This window comes from Vibrio sp. D173a, assembly GCF_030248475.1.
In genome coordinates this window covers 16,297-35,927 of the sequence record NZ_JAHGAH010000178.1, presented here as the reverse complement: position 1 = coordinate 35,927, position 19,631 = coordinate 16,297, and the positions used below count along the sequence as shown (strand labels likewise).

General features: G+C 47.1%; 19 protein-coding genes and 1 pseudogene. 7 read left to right on the top strand and 13 right to left on the bottom strand.

Annotated elements, in window-relative coordinates:
- Window positions 1-2: 2 nt before the first annotated feature.
- Together KIV40_RS17965 and KIV40_RS17960 are read right to left on the bottom strand one after the other, a co-directional pair.
- Complete coding sequence (locus KIV40_RS17965; protein WP_285350549.1) at window positions 3-1,364, bottom strand: tetratricopeptide repeat protein; 1,362 nt, start codon at window positions 1,362-1,364, stop codon at window positions 3-5.
- Window positions 1,365-1,438: 74 nt separating this feature from the next.
- Window positions 1,439-2,008, bottom strand: a complete 570-nt coding sequence (locus tag KIV40_RS17960; RefSeq protein ID WP_285350547.1) for a TetR/AcrR family transcriptional regulator — start codon at window positions 2,006-2,008, stop codon at window positions 1,439-1,441.
- Window positions 2,009-2,143: 135 nt separating this feature from the next.
- Between KIV40_RS17960 and KIV40_RS17955 the strand changes: the two are divergent.
- Together KIV40_RS17955 and KIV40_RS17950 are read left to right on the top strand one after the other, a co-directional pair.
- Window positions 2,144-3,241: pseudogene (locus tag KIV40_RS17955) on the top strand (flavin monoamine oxidase family protein).
- Window positions 3,242-3,430: 189 nt separating this feature from the next.
- Window positions 3,431-3,958: an RNA methyltransferase gene (locus KIV40_RS17950; RefSeq protein WP_012130328.1), complete on the top strand. Its 528-nt coding sequence runs from the start codon at window positions 3,431-3,433 to the stop codon at window positions 3,956-3,958.
- A gap of 96 nt (window positions 3,959-4,054) precedes the next feature.
- On the opposite strand, the gene KIV40_RS17945 is transcribed toward KIV40_RS17950, so the two are convergent.
- From KIV40_RS17945 to gltS, 3 genes are all read right to left on the bottom strand, one after another.
- On the bottom strand, window positions 4,055-4,600 hold the full coding sequence (locus KIV40_RS17945; protein ID WP_038869862.1) for an OsmC family protein: 546 nt from the start codon (window positions 4,598-4,600) through the stop codon (window positions 4,055-4,057).
- Between the two features lie 101 nt (window positions 4,601-4,701).
- Window positions 4,702-5,472: an SDR family NAD(P)-dependent oxidoreductase gene (locus KIV40_RS17940; protein ID WP_005531275.1), complete on the bottom strand. Its 771-nt coding sequence runs from the start codon at window positions 5,470-5,472 to the stop codon at window positions 4,702-4,704.
- A gap of 284 nt (window positions 5,473-5,756) precedes the next feature.
- Entirely contained in the window at window positions 5,757-6,992 is a 1,236-nt protein-coding gene (gltS, locus tag KIV40_RS17935) for a sodium/glutamate symporter (protein WP_005428854.1), read from the bottom strand.
- Window positions 6,993-7,445: 453 nt separating this feature from the next.
- On the opposite strand from gltS, the gene KIV40_RS17930 reads away from it, so the two are divergent.
- From KIV40_RS17930 to KIV40_RS17915, 4 genes are all read left to right on the top strand, one after another.
- On the top strand, window positions 7,446-7,811 hold the full coding sequence (locus tag KIV40_RS17930) for a hypothetical protein (RefSeq protein ID WP_285350541.1): 366 nt from the start codon (window positions 7,446-7,448) through the stop codon (window positions 7,809-7,811).
- A 40-nt stretch (window positions 7,812-7,851) separates the two neighbouring features.
- Window positions 7,852-8,238, top strand: a complete 387-nt coding sequence (locus KIV40_RS17925; RefSeq protein WP_038888744.1) for a thiol-disulfide oxidoreductase DCC family protein — start codon at window positions 7,852-7,854, stop codon at window positions 8,236-8,238.
- 175 nt (window positions 8,239-8,413) lie between these two features.
- The gene (locus KIV40_RS17920) at window positions 8,414-10,075 is read left to right on the top strand and encodes a methyl-accepting chemotaxis protein (RefSeq protein WP_285350539.1); all 1,662 of its coding nucleotides are present in this window, start codon (window positions 8,414-8,416) and stop codon (window positions 10,073-10,075) included.
- Between the two features lie 122 nt (window positions 10,076-10,197).
- Window positions 10,198-10,692, top strand: a complete 495-nt coding sequence (locus KIV40_RS17915; protein ID WP_010644425.1) for a peptidylprolyl isomerase — start codon at window positions 10,198-10,200, stop codon at window positions 10,690-10,692.
- Window positions 10,693-10,832: 140 nt separating this feature from the next.
- Here the strand turns inward: KIV40_RS17915 and KIV40_RS17910 are convergent, their stop codons facing one another.
- From KIV40_RS17910 to KIV40_RS17875, 8 genes are all read right to left on the bottom strand, one after another.
- Complete coding sequence (locus KIV40_RS17910; RefSeq protein ID WP_285350536.1) at window positions 10,833-11,624, bottom strand: LytTR family DNA-binding domain-containing protein; 792 nt, start codon at window positions 11,622-11,624, stop codon at window positions 10,833-10,835.
- Between the two features lie 16 nt (window positions 11,625-11,640).
- Window positions 11,641-12,663, bottom strand: a complete 1,023-nt coding sequence (locus KIV40_RS17905) for a sensor histidine kinase (protein ID WP_012130337.1) — start codon at window positions 12,661-12,663, stop codon at window positions 11,641-11,643.
- On the bottom strand, window positions 12,664-13,992 hold the full coding sequence (locus KIV40_RS17900) for a hypothetical protein (RefSeq protein ID WP_285350533.1): 1,329 nt from the start codon (window positions 13,990-13,992) through the stop codon (window positions 12,664-12,666). It abuts the gene before it with no gap.
- Between the two features lie 45 nt (window positions 13,993-14,037).
- Complete coding sequence (locus KIV40_RS17895) at window positions 14,038-14,823, bottom strand: outer membrane lipoprotein-sorting protein (RefSeq protein ID WP_045465981.1); 786 nt, start codon at window positions 14,821-14,823, stop codon at window positions 14,038-14,040.
- Window positions 14,816-16,084, bottom strand: a complete 1,269-nt coding sequence (locus KIV40_RS17890) for an ABC transporter permease (protein WP_285350530.1) — start codon at window positions 16,082-16,084, stop codon at window positions 14,816-14,818. Before KIV40_RS17890 ends, KIV40_RS17895 begins: the two co-directional genes overlap by 8 nt.
- Window positions 16,072-16,770: an ABC transporter ATP-binding protein gene (locus KIV40_RS17885; protein WP_285350529.1), complete on the bottom strand. Its 699-nt coding sequence runs from the start codon at window positions 16,768-16,770 to the stop codon at window positions 16,072-16,074. Before KIV40_RS17885 ends, KIV40_RS17890 begins: the two co-directional genes overlap by 13 nt.
- A gap of 9 nt (window positions 16,771-16,779) precedes the next feature.
- Window positions 16,780-17,445, bottom strand: coding sequence for a hypothetical protein (locus tag KIV40_RS17880; RefSeq protein ID WP_012130341.1), 666 nt, complete (start codon window positions 17,443-17,445; stop codon window positions 16,780-16,782).
- Between the two features lie 87 nt (window positions 17,446-17,532).
- On the bottom strand, window positions 17,533-18,453 hold the full coding sequence (locus tag KIV40_RS17875; protein WP_285350528.1) for a LysR family transcriptional regulator: 921 nt from the start codon (window positions 18,451-18,453) through the stop codon (window positions 17,533-17,535).
- 119 nt (window positions 18,454-18,572) lie between these two features.
- Here KIV40_RS17875 and KIV40_RS17870 point away from each other — a divergent pair, with 119 nt between their 5' ends.
- On the top strand, window positions 18,573-19,622 hold the full coding sequence (locus tag KIV40_RS17870; protein ID WP_012130343.1) for an HlyD family secretion protein: 1,050 nt from the start codon (window positions 18,573-18,575) through the stop codon (window positions 19,620-19,622).
- The last annotated feature ends 9 nt before the right edge of the window (window positions 19,623-19,631 follow it).

Genomic DNA, 19,631 nt, shown 5'->3' with positions numbered 1-19,631 from the left:
CGCTAAACCACTTTGACTAAACTAGGTAGCAAAGCGTCGATGTTTTTCACTTCATCGAACTGAGCCAACTTTCGCTTTATCTGCTCTGCTGGCAGCGGTTGTGCTCTTGCGATGTAGCGATTTTTCAACAGAAACGCCACTTGATCCCATTGTTGTAAATGGGAATGGGCCATCAGCAGGTATTGTGAGATAACGTCTTGCTGCGCGTGACTTCCCCCCAGCTTGCTGTGCAAATCTCTCACCTGGTTAATCAACTCAATGCAATGACGGTAGTTCGAACTGTGGTACGCCTTGATGGCCTGCATCAACTTGCTGCCTGTCATAAACTCCACTTCCTGAGTTTGTAGTGGCGAACTGATAATTTGCGTTATATTAGCATCTAACTGGTCATGATGATCGGTTTTCGCTAACACCATGGCATTGTGAATTTCAGTAAACATGATAGTGCTGTCGGCCGAAATCTCTAGCGCTCCGGCACTCAATCGATTCCAACGTTCTCCAACATCAGCTCCCATGAACTCCAAGCGAGCCAGCAACGAAGCTGCGTTTTGAATATCAAGGTATATCGAAGACTCTGCAGGATAGATGTGCTGATCAAACAAAGCCAGGGCATCATCAATATTACCTTCCTCAAGATGGAACAACGCAAGGTGCCACCAAAGGTGACCTCGAAAGGCATTGTGATTCGCAAATGTACTCGCATGACCTTGCAAGAACTCGATGCCCTCTTTCGCCTCGCCTTGCATCTCAAAAATATGAGCCATCGTATGCTTGGCGATTAGATCTTGATGGTTCAACCCTAACGTCTGGCGCGCAAATGCTTCGGCCAATTCATATTCCCCCGCCTCTTCGAGTGCAAAGGCATGAGCGGCGGCAAACATCCAATATCCTGGTGTCTGCTCATCCCAGTAGGGTAAAACTTGCAAAGAAACTTGCAGTGCCCGTTGCTTTTGGCCAAACCAAAATGTTTGCCCCGTAAATTGGCGATAGGCAATGATATCCAAAGGCCAAAGACTCAGAATATGTTGCCATGTATCCAGAGCCCCCTTCAGATTGCTTTGGCTCCATTGTTTCAACGCATGCATGTGCAGCGCTTCACGTTTGGTTGCCGATTGCGCGAACTTATCCAACTGTGTAGCCATTTTAGCCACGATGGGTAAAGTAGAACGACGCCCATCACTCGCATGGCTGTACGCCTTAAAAATCCATCCCATCATAAAGTCCGGATAGCGCAGTAGCAGCTGATCGAGATCGCTCATTGCACTGGGAAGAAAGGTCAACGTATCTTCGAGAATCCGTTCAAATTGTTCTGCGCCTGCGGCATCAATGCCGTTCATCTCTAGCGCTCTTTTGTCTTTAATCATTACATACCTACCAGTAGATAGTTATTGGATTTAAAATAATACCCGCACTTATCGCGGGTAATATTATGAAAATATTAGCGTTTAAGGAGTGCGAGACAACTCGCCTTCACGCTACGAATGTAATCAGCATCTTTAAACTGAGAAAGTAACATACTGCCTTCCAGCGCAACAAAGATTAGCCTTGCAACTTGGGCGGATTCCACTCGTAAGCCAAACTCTCCATTTTCTGCACCCTGATCAATGATTTTTTGTAGCCATTGCTCATTCGTTTGTACAAAGCGCGACAGCAGCCCTTCTAGACCATCTGCCAAAGAGTAAAAGTCAGAAGCGTACATGCCACACAAACACAGCTTATCTTGCTCGCGTACACCAATAAAAATATCAGCCAACGCTTCAATTTTTTCCTCAGCACTGCTTGGTTGGCTCTCGATCTGAATTAACGCCGCTTCGTAGTTTGCGAGATAGCGTTCAAACACCGCTTCCGCCAAGTCTTGCTTGGTTTTGAAATGGTAGTGAATACTCGCGGTCTTGATACCCAGTTCATTTTGGATATCGCGAAAGCTAAAACCATTAAAACCTCGGCTTTGTATGTAGCTTTCAGCAAGGTCGGCAATCTTTGCAGCCGTTGGGCTAAGTTCTTTCATGTGGCTTCCACCTTAAACATTTTCGCAAAAGATAGCATGCCCTCACAAATCTGTCTACCTACCGATAGGTATTGTTTATTTTTCAAAAAAGACTTAACCTACCTATCAGTAGATAATCAACATCAAGGGCAAACAATGAAATACGATTTTATTATTATCGGAGGCGGTTTAAGCGGTCTCTACACTGCAGCGTATCTAGAGAAAACAGAGCATAGCTACTTGCTACTTGAGGCAAGAAGCAGACTCGGTGGTCGAATTATTTCTTCTGCGAGCTTGGCTGCACACAGTCAAAGTGACCAATTTGACCTCGGTCCATCGTGGTTTTGGCCCAACATGAACCATCGCGTCATGAGGCTTGTCGACAACTTATCGCTGCCCATCTTAGAGCAGTACGAAACTGGCGATATGTTAATCGAACAAGCCGGGTAGGCTGGTATTCGTCAAGTTTCGAATCAATTTTTTTCTTCTCCTCAATCCATGAAGGTATCGGGTGGCATGGCGCAATTGGTGGCAGGAGTAGCAAAGTTACTCAACCCAGAAAACATCAAATATGGCCATCAAGTACACGCAGTAAGCCATACTGAAGCTCAAGGTTATAGCGTCGATGTTACCCACCAAGCAGAGCAGTTGACTTTAGAGAGTGAGAACATCATCTTTGCGCTCCCTCATCGTTTGATTGCTAATAACATCCGCTTTACGCCAGCCCTTCCAGAAACGGCGTTGAACGCGCTGGACAAAACGCCCACATGGATGGCCGCTCACGCGAAATTCTTCGCCATTTATGACCGACCTTTCTGGCGTGAAAACGGATTGTCTGGTTACGCAAACAGCCAAGTTGGTCCATTGGTGGAAATTCATGACGCCAGTGCTGAAAATGGTCATGCCGCCCTGTTCGGTTTTATCGGTTACGATGCTCAAGCTCGCGCGAAGTTAGGCGCTACCGAATTGAAAACCATGGCCGTTGAGCAACTAGCGCGACTCTTTGGTCCTGAGGCCTATAACGTCACGGAAGTAAAACTGCTGGACTGGTCGAAAGAGGCATACACAGCGGTTGAAAAGGATCACACCATGCCAACTCATCATCCACGTTATGGGCTCAACGCATCACTGGAGCAATTAAGCCAGCAGGGCATGTACTTTGCGGGAACGGAATCGGCAAAAGAGTTCGGCGGATTTATTGAGGGCGCATTAGAAGCAGCAGAGAGTGTGATCGAACAGCTCGCCGCTCGTTAAATTGCATTATCCATTCATTTATGGGGAGATTACTGCTCCCCGTAACCCAATCGTCCCTTACTTCTACTTCTACTTCTACTTCTACTTCTAAAAAATATTGTGATAGTACTTCTGGCGGGTTAAGTCCATAATCCCACGCTCAACGAGCATCGAGCTCTTATCCTAAAACCATTAAGTAGAACAACAGCAATGACAGCACAGTCAACGGTCATTCTTGGACTGTATAACCCTAAAGATCCAACCAATGTGGGCGCGGTGATGCGCGCAGCAGGGTGTTATGACGCCACGCAAGTTCGTTATAACGGCACTCGCTATAATCGCGCGGCAAAATTCCGAACCGACACCAAGAACATGCACGAACGTATCGATTTGGTTGAAATGGACGATCTCACTGCTCACCTTGCTGAAGACGTGAAAGTGGTGTGTGTTGAGTTGGCCGTCGGCGCTACAGCGTTGCCTCTTTTTGCACACCCAGAAAACGCGGTGTATATCTTTGGCCCTGAAGATGGCTCACTTCCGCAAGAGGTTGTCGATAAGGCCGATCACGTGGTGTATGTACCCACCAATGGCTGCATGAACTTGGCGGCAACAGTCAATGTTGTCTTGTATGATCGTTTGGCGAAAAACCTTGGCACGATTGACGACCATCAACAAGTGATGGCTAACCGAGACAACAAGAATCGATTGAAGGTCAAAGACTGCGTAACAGCGCAATAATTTAGATTCGGTACTGCTGAATAAAAAAAGAGCCTATATCGAAATATAGGCTCAAAGCAGTGAAAAAGTGTGCGTGATTTTTGATTAACGTTTTAGTTATGCAACGATAGCTGAAACTTTCACCGCATCGCTAATGGTGCGGTAGTTTGGAGAGAACTGCTGTACGCTCGCAATGACTTCGTCATAATCAGCCTGAGTCCCCTCACCTTTTACTTCAAATTGAAATTGGATTTCATCAAAGCCAACCGGCGCTTCTTCGCTCACATTTAGGAAGCCACGTAAATCCAAGGCACCTTTGATGGTTAGTTTCACAGCGTCTAGCTTGATACCACGAGCACTCGCACCCGCAACAAAACCCACCATCATGCAACCAGCCATGCCGCCCAATAGGTAATCTTGAGGTGTTGGGTATGCATTGTTGCCCAATAGCTCTTCTGGTTCACCAACTTCGAAACTGAAGTCTTTGACGATTTCTTTTCCGCCAACCTTTTGATTCAAAGTACGGATTTCACTGTGAACGCCGCCTTTCCATTCGGCAACAATGCCGTATTCAGAGATCGCCTGCGTTGCGTCTTCAGTGATCACTTGAGTGTAAGCTGCTAGGTCATCGAGTTTAATGCCGTTTAGTGGTGAGTTATCCATGATATGTCCTTGTTATTATTTGATGTCGTGTTTACTACTGAATTTTTAATTGGGGCCTTTAGGGATGGGGTGAAAGGCCCCAATTTGCACGTTTAGTGAGGTTAGTTACGGCCAGCCATTACGCCGCCGTCGACGTTAAGTACTGTGCCAGTTACCCAAGATGATTTGTCTGACAGTAAGTACTCAATCGCGTCCGCCACATCTTCTGTTGAACCGATACGGCCGATTGGGTGGAAGTCATTGAAGCCTTGTAGTGCTGATTCGATTTCTTCTTCCGCGATAAATGACTTGTAAATCGTCGACATTACAACAGCTGGTGCTACAGCATTTACGCGTACGCCGTGATCACCAAGTTCGATTGCTAGGTTTTTCGTCAGAGCATGAAGACCTGCTTTTTGCATTGAGTACGCTGATGATGGCGTTGCTTTAATTGCTTGGTGAGCCCACATAGAACCGATATTTACGATCGCACCGCCACCGTGCGCTTTCATGTTTTTCGCCACGGCCTGAGTGATGAAGAAAAACGCGCGGTTCATGTCTAGTTGTAGGTCGTAATCACGCTCTGAGTGGTCAAGGAAATCAACTGGTTTGAAAAAGCCAGCAGCATTAACCAAGTAACCAATATGACGTTTTTCAGCATTCAATTGTTCGATGAAGCTTTTCACTGCACTTGGGTCATACAGGTCAACTTGAGCGGTCTCTACCTGACCTTTGGTCACACTTTCTAAATCCTGTTTTGCTTCAGCGAGGTTGTTTTTATCGTGTGAAAGAATCATAACAGGTACACCAGCTTTAAGAAGTCGTTCTGCTGTCGCTTTACCCATACCTGATGAGCCGCCTACGATAAGTGCAATTGAAGATGTGTTGAACATAATACGTTTCCTTTCCCTTATTTAACTACCTACTAGTAAGTAGGTGGTGTTTTTATTAAAAAAGGAGGTGGTTTGGGGCCCAGCTCCTCGTCAGTGGTTGCTACTTTAAGATCATATTATTTTTACGTCAACAACTTTATCTACCTACTGGTAGATATATTTTATCATTTATTTATTATTCAATACTTTAATGCTAAATATTTTTTATTTAATCCGCTCAAATCATCAATAAATACAAAAAAGGCCACAGATAAACTGTGGCCTCTATAAGCATTTTTATCAATCTAACCAAGGAACGAGATGTAGCCCTGTAGAATGATCAAGTTAACGATGTCGATAAAGAATGCACCAACAATCGGCACAACCATGAACGCTTGTGGTGATGGACCAAAGCGGTTAACGATTGAACCCATGTTCATTACCGCGGTTGGGGTTGCACCCAAGCCAAAACCACAGTGACCGCCTGCAATAACTGCTGCGTCGTAGTTGCTACCCATCACCTTGAACGTTACGTAGTAGGTGAAGATAGCCAGAATCACTGACTGCACGCCTAGAATCACCAAGAATGGGATCGCTAGATCGAAGATGTTCCATAGTTTCAAGCTCATCAAAGCCATCGCTAAGAACAGGGACAGCGATACCGTACCTAACATATCGACCGTTTCGGCATCGAGCTTACGAATCTTGGTCACTTCCAAGAAGTTAGTGATGATCACACCGATGAACAACGCGTAAACGAAGTCTGGAATCATCAACCATTGGATGTCGTAAGTGCTCACCCATTGTTCTACGTACTTAGCACCGGTTACACAGATCAATAGGAAGAACAGTTTCTCAACCACTTTTTTCGCGGTTACTTTGTCTTCTTCGTACTCGTTGTATGTCACCAACTCTGGGAATTTCTCGTGGGTTTTCGCATCTCGACCACCACGTCCATACTCAGATTCGATGTTGTTCTTTTCGACCAGACGCTGTGCAACCGGACTGCCGATGATACCACCGATGATCAAACCGAATGTTGCTGACGCCATCGCGATTTCCAATACGTTATTCAAACCGTAAACGTCTTGGAAAGTTTGTGACCACGCCGCACCTGTGCCGTGACCACCTGACAGAGTAATCGAACCAGCGATAAGCCCCATCAGCGGATCTAAACCCAATGCCGCTGCCAGTGAGACACCGACACCGTTTTGAATGATGATGTAGAACGACGCGACGGCTAAGAAAATGAAAACCTTAGCGCCCCCTTTCATCAACTGAGTGTAGTTTGCTGCCAAACCAACAGTAGCAAAGAACATCAGCATGAATGTGTTTTGCAACGGTAAGTCGAACTCCAAGTCGACGCCGTTAAAATGAAGAGCAGTAATGATGCAGGCGACAATTAAGCCCCCGACAATCGGCTCAGGTATGTTGAATTTCTTTAAGATCGGTAGCTTAGCATTAATGAAATGCCCCAGGAAAAGCACACTGATCGCAACCAAAAAGGACTCCAGTGCACCTACAGATATTAAATGATTCATATCGCCTCTTATTATTGTTCTCTTCATCCTCCGTAATGATTGAGTGTTAGTTTAACCTTCGCTCAATAGCAAATTTTCTCGCTATATTTTTTCGAAAATACTCAAAGGTTGTGTTAAATGCGCCTTAGGCTAGTTTAAGGGACGGTCGTTAAGCGATGTTCTGATTTACGCGCTATTCGCAAGCCCTAAAATGTAAAAGGAGCCTGTTAAGCTCCTTCTTATCCTCTTCATATACAAACAGAAATGACTGATTGCAGAAAGTGGATATCGTGTTGTGAGTATTGTCGAGTGACACTTTCTGAACCGCTGTCGGGCTCCCTTACTTAAACAGAAAGTGATCATCACTATCGAGCAAAGTTCCTCCCGTCATAACGAATAGAGCGCCGAAGTGGCGCTCTAACATCTGGGTTTGCTTGTATCCCATCGTAGTTCAAAAACTCTGACTCATGGTGTTTGGAACGAGCCGAATCCCGGGAAATTCTCAAGCTTGCAACAAGTGTTCTCGTTACAACGGAGCGAGATTATAACATATCGCTGAAAATTTTCCTCATTTCAGTGATATTCGCCACTTTCATAGTTTGCTTCAACAATGATCAACTGCCCAATATCATTACTACAGATAAAAACGCGAAGCGACTCAAACTTGGCTTCATCACACATGTAGCTTTGTGGGAGGAGCCGTTTATCAATGGTACCTTACTCGATGAAATTGATAGGGGTTACTGGCGCAATAGCAAAGAGCTCTTCCAATTCAATGATGGCAACGCCCGAGATAATTGGCTGCATTGCTTGCAACACAATGAACTAAAAGAAAAATAATCGCGTAAAAAGAGGAGAACAACCAACGATGAGCTCAACCATGACCAAACTTACCGTATTTTATGATGGCACTTGCCCCTTATGCGCTAAAGAGATGAAAGCGCTAAAACAACGTGATGCCAAGCAGCAAATCAAAACCGTCGACATCTACAGCGAGGCTTTCGCCGATTATCCGCAAATCGATCCTGAGCAAGCCAATACCATTTTGCACGCCCTCAACGAGAAAGGGGAGTTGCTGCTTGGGTTGGATGTCACTCATCGAGCATGGCAACTGGTTGGTCGCGGTTGGATGTACGCACCACTGCGTTGGCGCATGGTCAAACCCCTTGCAGATTGGCTATACCTCAAGTTTGCCAAAAATCGCTACCGCGTCTCTTATTGGTTAACGGGCACTTCTCGCTGCAATAATGATTCGTGTTCACGTTAATTGTGATCCTGCTTTAAAATGCTACGACCTTAGTCTAGATTTATAAATTTCCAGCACTTCTGATTGATTAACTCGGTTAATCTCTAAGCATTACAACAATAAGTATTAATGATTGTATCAGGCAAGCTTGTTCAGCTTGTTACTTGTAACGCTGCGCCGAGAGAAGGACATCTCTATGAATCTGACGATCAGAAAACGACTATATATCCTTTCAATAATTCCAATTCTAACCATGGCAATAGGCATGATGTGGTTTACCTATCTGCAAACCACGGCCTATAACGAACAAGAAATTGAGCAGACTCGAAGTCAAATGATGGAGATGAAAAAAGCTGAGCTCAAAAACTACGTTCAACTCGCTCGCTCTGCTATTGAGCCATTGCTCGCTCAAAACGCCCCACTAGAAGAAGCATTGCCTATTTTGCAGCAGTTGGAGTTTGGCCAATCCGGCTACATCTTTGGCTACGATTCAAAAGGCGTTCGCGTTGTGACGGGTCAAAACACCAAAGGCATCGGAGAAAATTTCTATAACTTGCAAGACAAGAAAGGCAATTACCTGATTCAGGATTTGCTCAACAATTCCACAACCGGTGAGTTCACGACTTATTACTTCCCGAAACTCGGTCAGAGCGAAGCACTACCGAAACTGAGCTACTCGGTGTTTATTCCTGAATGGGATTTGATGCTGGGTACAGGCTTCTACACTGACGATATCGACGCCATTATCGCGAGTATGGAAGACTCAGCGCATCAAGCCTTGAATACCACACTGACAGCAATCGCCCTGTTCTGTGTCTCGATTGCCGCCATCGTTGCGATCTTCGCGGTGTTCGTTAACCGCAGCATCATGAAGCCGATTGAACAGTTTGATGCTTCGATCCACTCTTTCGCACAAGGCGATGCAGACTTAACCGCACGCATGGAAGAATCAAGCGTACCGGAGTTCACCCAGCTTAGTCGCAACTTCAATACCTTTGTTAAGAGCCTACAAAGCATCATCAAGAGCGTTAGCCACGTAGGGCAAGAAGTGGTTTCAGAAACCAATCACATGTCACAGCGAGCTTCTCAGGTGGATGAGCTGGCGTCTGGCCAACGAGAAGAGACGGAACAAGTCGCTGCGGCAATGACTGAAATGACGGCAACAGCGCACGAGATTTCAAGCAACGCTAACCAGGCAGCACAATCCGCCAAGGACGCCGATGAAAACTCACAGCAAGCGAAGCACATTGTTGATTCAGCAGCGAACTCCGTCGAAGCGCTCGCTTTAGAAGTTTCAGAAGCCAGCACGGTGATTTCTCGTTTAGAGAGCGATGTACAAAACATTTCTTCTTCGCTAGAAGTCATTCAAGACATTGCCGAGCAAACCAATCTATTGGCACTAAACGCAGCCATTGAAGCAGCACGTGCAGGTGAACAAGGTCGCGGCTTCGCAGTCGTTGCCGATGAGGTTCGTAAACTGGCGAGTCGCACTCAAGACAGCACAGGCGAAATTCACCAAATGATTGAGCAGCTGAAGTCTGGCTCGGATGCGGCAGTGAAAGCAATGGGCTCAAGCCAAGCGCGTGGTGAAGCTACGGTTGAAGAGGCAAGAGCTGCCTCTGCCGCACTGCAAGAAATCCAAGCCGCAATTGCTAACATCATGGATATGAACACGCTGATCGCTACGGCAACCGAAGAGCAAAGCCAAGTTGGGCAAGAGATTTCACAGCGCATCGAAGTGATATCTCAACAAAGCAGTCAGTCGGCAAGCCTTGCGAATCAAAACCGTGCAGGCAGTGGCAACCTTAACCACAAAGCCAACGAGCTGTACGACTTAGTCGGTCGCTTTACGGTCTAGAGCTTTACTCTAGCACTCAACATGCAAACAGCGACGCCAAAACGTCGCTGTTTTTATTTCTGCTATCGTAATGCGACTTAGCTATAATGCCGCCAACGTAGCACCTACAAGGGCAAAACAAGATGATTATTATGACCACCAACTTCGGTGATATCGAGATTGAACTGAACCTAGAGCGAGCACCTGTTAGCTCAAAGAACTTCAAAAAATACTGTGAAGATGGCTTCTACGACGGCACCATTTTCCACCGCGTTATCGACGGCTTTATGATCCAAGGTGGCGGTCACACCGAAGACATGGCAGAAAAGCCAACGCGCGCTCCGATCGCGAACGAAGCAAACCGTGGTCTAAAGAACCTTGTTGGCACTATCGCAATGGCGCGTACCGATGCACCACACTCTGCAACAGCTCAGTTCTTCATTAACTTGGAAGACAATGATTTTCTAGACCACACTGCAACCACCAACCTAGGCTGGGGTTACGCGGTGTTTGGTAAAGTGACCGCGGGTATGGATGTCGTAAACCGTATCGCGAAAGTGAAAACGACCTCTAAACTTGGTCACGATGATGTGCCATGCGATCCAATCATTATTGAGAAAGTGACAGTCAGCGAATAAGCCCATTCGCCTCTTCGGAGAAATCGTCGCTCCAAAACTAAGAAAGCGCCTAATGTCTTATGACCTAGGCGCTTTTTGTTTTTATTGCTGAAAAAAATGAGCAGCGAGTTTACAGTGTAAAGAGTGAGCAGTTCTAGCGATTACATCCCTTTGAACAAACTTTGAGATGCACGGCTCGCAGGGAGCTTGTTTTCTCCAACGTGAACAAACATTCTGCCTGCAAAGTCTTTGTTTACTTTGCTAATTTTGCACACTTGCACCACGCTTGAACGGTGCACTTGCCAGAACTGTTCTGGGTTAAGCTGCCCTATCAACTCTTTCAACGATGTACGAATCAAATACTCCTGCACTTTGCCTTGTCCTTGTTGTGCATACACAGAAACGTATTTTTCTTCCGCTTTGAAATACAACACATCAGACGTGGCAATCAGATGAATATCTTCCCCTTGCGTCGCTTTGATCCACTGAAGATATTGCGGCGTTTGTGGCGCGGATAATTGTTGTAACTGTTCTAACAGGCTGCTCATCTGCACATTACTGCTTTCTTGCTCTCGCTTAGCAAGGCGTGCTTTCACTCTTTCACACGTTGTCAGGAGGCGCTCATCCGAGATAGGCTTGAGCAAATAATCGGCGGCATTTTGTTCAAAGGCTTTGATGGCGTAATCATCGTACGCAGTGACAAATACAATCAAAGGTGGGTTGGCGAGTTGATTGAGTTTTTGCGCTAATGTCATACCATCCAAAACTGGCATACGAATATCAAGAAACGCAATGTCAGGTTGGCTTTGCTCAATGGCTTGCAACGCTTGTTCACCATCCGCGACTTTGGCTATCACCTCTAGCTCAGGCCACACTTCAGCTAGGCTTTTATCTAGATGACGCCTCAATAACGGTTCATCATCAGCAATAATCGCAGTAAACCCAGTATTCATTTATATCTTTCCCTAATCACGATTCAATTGGCCAACTCAAGCGAATACAAACGCCACCTTGAGCAGACTCACTAATGGAGACCTCTCCCTTACCTAAAAACAAAGCTTCAACTCGCTGCTTGAGATTACTTAAACCCACGCCAGAGCCCATGTGCCCACTAACGTGATTCAAGCCAACACCAGTGTCTCTGACTTCAATCTGCAAGTTCTGTTGTTCGCGCTTAATCTGCAAACTCACTTCGCCACCTTCACGCTTTGGCTCAATACCATGGATGATGGCGTTTTCGATTAAAGGTTGGAGCATCATCGGCGGTAATTCGGTTCTGCCTAACCCCTCTTCCACCTCAATCTTGTAACGCAGTCGATCACCCAAACGAGTTTGTTGGATGCCTAAGTAAGCCTCAAGTAACGCCGTTTCATCGTCTATGGTGGTGCGTTCTTCACGTGAGCTTTTGAGCGTCGCGCGCAGCAGCGCGGTTAACTGTTCTAGCATTAGCTTGGCTTTATCGACATCTTGCGACATGAGCGCACTGATATTTGCCAAGGTATTGAATAAGAAATGCGGTTCAATCTGGCTTTGCATCTGCTTAAGCTGACTCAGCAACAGCGCACGATCTTGCTCTGCTTTCTCGCGTTTGATGGCTTCCAACTCTCGTTGAGCGATTGCATGTTGCTCGCGTGAGTAGAAATAGAAAAAGCACATGGCACTGAATAACAACCCCATGAGACCAACCGACAGCATACTTGAAATACCAAAGTATTCCCCAAGCCAAAGCTGGGCGTTCACCACACCAAACAATAGGCATGCTGTCAGCGAGATAGCCACTTCCGCCAAACGAGGAATGGTAGGAAACAGGCGGTCGACAAGCCATGAGAAGAAGATAGCCGAATAGCCAAATCCAAAGCTAACCGCTACATGAATGTAAAATGGACCGCCCCAAACCGAGAGCGTCATTGCTGCGATAAAGAGACAAAATGCCGTGGTCACTAATAAGCTACGCGGCCATCCACTTTTCACCACTGATTTTGCTGAACACATTTAGAATTTCCCTTTGATGTTAAATACAATCATATGCTTATCATTGATTTGTGCGTAAGCAGATTGGTCGTCTCCGGTTAAAAAGCGTGCGGCAACTTCCACTTCTACACTTTGATCGCCAGTATAAATCCATCGGTAGTTAAGCCACTGCGTGACGATCACACCGCCATCTTGCGGCGACAGCATGACATCCAACGTGGGGGTTACATCACTTAGCCAGCCCATATCCGCTTTACCGTTCCATGCAGCCCATGCTTCTAAATCCCAACTCCAGTGCAGCATTACGTTATGCTGAACGATATTGGCATGCTGAAACCCTTGGGCGTAGCTTGTCGCAAGTAGAGGTACATTAGGATCAGAGATCTGAGAGAGAAATTCGCCACGCTCTATTGCTTGTTGCCATTCGCTTTTCGACCATGCTCGGCTGTCGTACCAATATTCCGCAATCACGTTGTGTCCGGCTTGGTTTGCCCAGTTCAGTCCAACTAAGGCTTGGAATGCGCTGCCCTGCTCCTCAACCGAAACGGGTTGGTAAAGATCATCCTGCTGAAACTGATAGCCGACACTTTGCTTTTGCCACAGCATTGAGCCGTGCATGGCGATGGATTCATCCCACACGGCAATGGCACTGGCTCCGAGTAAACCTCGGCGCACATCATCGTAATAACCAATAAGTTGATACTCGGTGTCACCCACCAGCGCATAACGGCGAATACCAATACCTTGTTGCTCTGCGGCTTGATCAAGTGCACTTTGGTCTTGTTGCCCCCAGCTTGAATCGGTCGCAATGACGGTCCATTCGCCGGCCATATCGTAGTGTGAAAGTGAAAACACGCCCGCGCCCTCTTCTGCGACTAAGCCAACCGGGTTTTGTCGATAAGGCTTAAACAGATCCAAAGGTCGGTAGCCATAACCCACGCCCCAATCCACGCACAACTTACCCAAACTCACATCAAGTGTGGTATCACCGACTTGCCACTCCCCTAGCCAAGCCAGCTCTCTAACCAACAATTGGTTATCAGCTTCACTCCACCAATCACTCTTTCCTTGTTGATTGAGGTACAAACCTTGGCTATACAGAGCGAACAAACCACTGAAGTTCTGATAATTCACCTGCACATCCAACAGTGCATTAAGTGAATCACGAGAACTGCCCTGCGCCTGCATAAATGCGCTGTCACGCTGCTTGGCAGTTTCGTAACTGACAGCCCAATCCCACTCAAAACTCAGCTCATCATTGGCAAAAGCAGGGGCTGACGCGCCCACACACAATGAGGCAGCAAGCAACAAACTGGTGCTTTTGTTAAGGTTAGACTGGTGCGATTTCATGTGACTTCCTTGCTCGTTTTCATGGTTCTATTTACGAAGCTCGGGCTAAAGCTGAGTCGTATTGGCTTTAGGCAGATAGCTTGGGTTGTAGAACTTATTGTCCAGCTGCCAAGGCACGATTTCTTGATACTCGATAACGGTCTTTTTGCTCGGCTGAATGCTATCAAGCAAGGTCATCTCACTGACGTAGTCTTCACCGTTGTCGGTTGCACGTCCGTATTGCGCTTGCTTGGCGAGTTTGCCAGAGCGCAAGTAAAGATCGGCTTTGATTGGAAACGCATCTTGCTCAGACAACCACAAGTCGATCTTCTGATAGCTCGCCCCTTTGGTCTTCGCGGTTAGAGCAAGATGATAAGCCGCGACACTTTCTCCGTTCACCGAAACGGTTTCTGTCGCTTTCCATTCACCTTGATAATCTTGGCTCCACGTCAGGGTTGAGATGTCGCCGATAGACGCTTCCCCAAGCAGCTTTTGCATCGGCGTAATACGAATCGGACGGCGGCTCTTAGGCATTTGCAGCCAGTAGTTGTCGCCCATCATCAGCATCTTTTGCCCAGCTTCGACTGCTGATTTGAACACCACCAGCGATTCACGATTTGGACGCGTGTACACGTGGTAAAGGCGGGTTTTATCTAACTCTTGGTCTTGATATAAGCGCACCAGAGACACCACTTTGGAGGAATCATCGTGCAAGCGGTAGCTATCCGCTTTTTCAATCAATTGCGCGACTTGCTGTGCATCTAGCGGTGTTTCATTAGCACTGGCATTCATGCTTGCAACGCCAGTTACCGTCAGCAATGCAATTGGTAATAGTGATTTGAAATTAAACATAAATCAGTGCCTCCGTAATTGGCTTGTTCACCCCTTTGCGCGCCGAGAAAAACGCCGCAACCAAACAAATCATCAATACTGCGAATCCTGCAACAGCCACCAGCTCCCAAGAAAAGTAAATCGTCAATGGATAACCTTCTGTACGTCCTGGCGGTGGCGGCATTTGCACATCCACTACCGTCAGTAAGACGGTAACTAACCCAGTAAACAAAGCACCGATTAAACTGCCAATCACCGCAAGTAACCCTGCTTCGCGCAAGAACCCAGCAATGATTTCACGAGGGTAGCTACCAAGTGCTGATAATGTGCCGATTTCACGTGTACGCTCGGTGACCGACATGGTCATTGTGTTGAACAGCGCAACAAAGACCACTAACGCCATTACTGCGCCCATGATGCCAAAGATACGGTCGTACAAACCTTTCACTTTTAGATAGAAGAACGCACGTTCTTGCCAAGGCGTAATCTCAATATCTTGATCACCAAAGTTCTGTTTATTCTTACTCAGAACCGAAGCCACTTGTTGCTCGACTTGGTTAGTTAAACTGGTGTCGAACAGGAAGACAGATAACGCACTGACTTTGTCTGAACCGAGCAGCGATTGCGCGCTGTTGATATGCACGTACAGTTGCCGTTTATCAAGCTCAGGTACGCCAGTTGAATAGATGCCACGAACTTTGAAGTCATACGCGTTCAATGCACCGTCGGTTGTGGTCGCCAGCAGGGTAATCCAATCGCCAACGTGCACGCTTAGGTTGTTCGCTAAATCAACACCGAGCATCACTTCTGGCTCTGCAGGGTCATAACGCGATGCATGAATGTTGGACAGCGTTTGCCCTTCGCGCACATCCAAAAACGGTCCTTTCATATCGAATTCGCGTTCGTTCACGCCAATGCCGATAAAGATCGAGGACTTGTTGCCGTTGGAAATCAAACCGCTGAACTCAACTCGTGGCTGCACGCCTCGCACTTCATTCAAGCCAATCAATTGCTTGGTGATGTCGTCTGCATGAGTTAACCCGTTACTCAGCGGCATCTCTTCTTCTTTAGCGAAGTAACCTGGCGTGGTTAACGTCAGATGCCCCGTGTCACGCGCTGTCGATTCTTTCAAACTGTCATAGGTGTACAGACCAAAACCGCCCGCACTGGTTAACGCAAACACGGCAATGGCGATGATCAGCATCGACAACAAACTGCGGCGGTGATTGCGTTGCAGGTTCAACCAAGCAAGGCGAACAGAAACGGGAATTAGCTTGCCCATGAAACCTCCTCCACACTTGCGTGCGTTTGGGTAATTTTTCCATCCACCAATTCAATGGTGCGATCACAACGGGATGCCATGCGAGAGTCGTGAGTGGCGACGATAAAAGTGGTGCCAAGCTCGTGTCCGAGTCCTTTCATAATGTCGATGACCTTGTTGGCCGTTTGGCTATCAAGGCTTGCGGTTGGCTCATCAGCAATCACCAACGCTGGTTTGTGCACTAACGCACGAGCAATCGCCACGCGTTGTTGTTGACCGCCCGATAGTTTATCGGGCATATGATGAATAAACTCGCCCAAGCCAACGTGTTCTAGCATTTGTGTAGCGAGCTCAGTTTGTTCTGCTTTTGAAAAGCCGTTGAGGTGTAGCGGATAAGCCACGTTCTCCAACGCTGTCATCACAGGGACAAGATTAAATTTCTGGAACACAAAGCCAAGCTTTTTACGGCGCATTTTCGCAGCTTGCATTTGTCCGGTTGGATATGGGCTGCCTGCAAATGTCACCTGACCTTGGTATTTAGTATCCAGCATGCCAAGCACATTAAGTAAGGTGCTTTTTCCTGAACCAGACGGCCCACACAATGCCACCATTTCGCCGGCAAATACTTCACCAGACACGTCTCGCAAGGCACGCACCGTTTGGCTGCCAAGGGCGTAATCGCGACTAAGTTGATTAAAAACGATCATGACGCCTCCCTAATACTTAGCTAGTAGCGCTTTCGCGGTTTGCGTTTCTAGATTGCTGTCACCCAATTGCTCCATTTGCGCTAACCATGTTTTGGCTTGTTGAACATCTTCAGCTCGTAGTGCTGCTTCAATGGCATAACGGTAAATCCATGAAGTAGCCGCAAAAGGTTGTTGGCTAAAACTCGGTTCATCAAGCAGAGAAAGGTACAGCTCGTAGCCACGCTCAAAATGATTGAACATGTCTGGCAGAGAGGTAAACGTAGTGGCTGCCATGGCGGTAGCTAGCTGGTATTCCGGCAAGCCTTGTAAGCGTTGTTGTTCTTGCAGTGGTAATGGCTGATTCGCCATTAAATCCAAACCTTTTTGGATTGTGGCAAGACCCCGCTCGGTGAACTTCATCTTGTTCCAAGGCATAAACGCTTCACGACCTTGCAACGTCTCCGCACTGCCTAAATACACCAAGGTCACTGGCGTTGCGCCCTGCTCTTCGAGTTGTTTGGATAATTCGCCGTAAACGGTATCAACTAAGCCGGAGTCACCCTGCGCTGCTTGGTTGAATTGACTGAGTGTGCGCTCGCTTGGATTAGCCAGAGCCAGATTGCTGCTGAGTGCAAATGCGGCGATAAACGTACTTGCCAGTTTAAGAGCTTTGATTGAGCGAGATTGAGAAACCATCCTGTACTGTCCTTAGTTGAACGTGATTTGATGGTTTCAGATTAAGGGAGACGATCGCACGCTGCTTTTACATGCGACCAATGGCAGTTATGCGGAGTGAATGGTATTGAGAGAGGATGAATGGTTTCGCTCCTCTGAAGCCTGCAAAATCGCTTCGACCATTAAAGTCAGCGCTTTAGGCTGATAGTTACGCTGACGATAAACCAAATAGGCTTCGCGATCCCCGCGGCTATAAGATGGCGCAACGCGCACGAGATTCAATTCAGGCTTAACGTGGCGTAATGGGATCGACGCAATTCCCAAACCGTTTTCCACCGCTTTGATCACCGCGGTTATGTCATTGACCACTAAGCGCGGCTTGCAGTTGAGCATGTCCACCAGCTTGTCTTGCTGATAGATAGGCACTTGTGTGGTGTGTGTGCTGGCTACCCAGTCTTGCTTGGCTAAATCTTGTAATGTTTCAATATTGCCGCCCGCTTGCGCTAGATATTCAGGGCTAACAAAGAAAGCGTGCTCTACTTTAAACAATGGGCGCGCGATCATGTCGTCCAAACCATCCAAATCGAACGTCACCACTAGATCACGATCGGTTTCTGGAATCGAATTCACTTGGCTAAGCAGCAGATCAATGGTCACTTTTGGGTAGGTTTTGATGTAATCCTCAACCACCTTATCGACTAAGTCATTGTAAAAGCGGCTTGGCATCACCAATCTAATTCGCCCTTCGACTTGTTGGCTTTGCTGGTTGAGCTGCAAGATGCCGGATTCAATCTGCGCCATCGCACTGCTGAGCTGCTCAAACGCCTGTAAACCTGTCTCAGTTGCCACCAACTCACGTCCTTTCTTCTCCAGCAATCTCAATCCTAGGCGCGCTTCCAGCGCGGATAAACGACGAGACATAGTAGAGACCGGCAGTTCGAGCTTTTTCGCCGCCGCGAGCAGAGAGCCTTGCTCAACCACTGAGCAAAACAGGTAAAGATCATCAACGTTTCCAAATATGGAATTCATAATTCTTCCATTGGTTATTTTTTCCAATTTTAGATAAGTATAACCTAGCCCACGTAGAAAAGAGACCCGAATATGCCGTGAACGCGGCGCGTAATAACGAATGAATACTAGGTACAGACGTGAAAGAAAATTTTTATAAATACGCGATATACACTGTTTTTTCAGCGGCAGCTTTGTTCTCCACTTTTTTAGTCACCTCAGACAATGTTTCCCCTTTCACCACCCAAGCGACACTGCATCGTAACGTCGCAACCATTGCGCCGGAGGTATCTGGCGTGATTACGGATGTGATGGTGAATAACGGTGAATTGGTTGAAAAAGGTCAGCCTCTGTTTGCTATCGATGCCAGCAGCTACCAATTGAAAGTGGCACAAGCGAAAGCCGAACTGCGCCAAGCGCGTGAATCAGATTCCGCGAAATGGCAACAATTGGCAGCAGCGAAACAAACCCAAAGCCAACGCGAGTTCGAATACCACAACGCGAAGCAAAAACTGACGCGTAACCAAAAACTGCGCAACAAAGGGCTGGCAACTGAGCAAGAACTTGATGACGCGATCACCAATACACAAGTCGCCAGCAGCGCGGTTGAAGCAGCGAACGCAGAAGTGAAACGCATTGAGGCAGAGCTTTCTACTCAAGACCGCACAGCGGCTATTGAATTGGCAGAAACAAAACTTGCCAGTGCGGAGCTCGACTTAAGCCATACCCAAATCGTGGCGCAAACTGAAGGCGTGGTAACGAACTTGCAACTGCAATCAGGCAGCTACATCACACAAGGCACAGCTTCGTTGCTGCTGGTGGACGAAGCTCATGCGTGGATCAGTGCGGACTTCAACGAAAAAGGCATTGATAAGCTAACTAATGGTCGCGAAGTGTTGGTGTCCTTCGATGCGCTACCAGGCAAAGTATTTACTGGTGAAGTCAGCAGCCAAGAGCGTGCGATTTACGATACCAACAATGCTAATGGGCAGCTTTCTAGCGTGACCAATGATACTCGCTGGATCCGTGAGCAACAGAAAGTGCGTACTCGCATTACAGTTAACGAGTTGGATCCTTCTATGATTTCTGGTTCACGAGCAAGTGTGATCGTTGAAAGCGGCAATCCAATAATGGATGTCATTGGCTCAGCTTGGATTCACTTGGTAGCGATGTTCCGCTACATCTACTAGGGGGTGAAC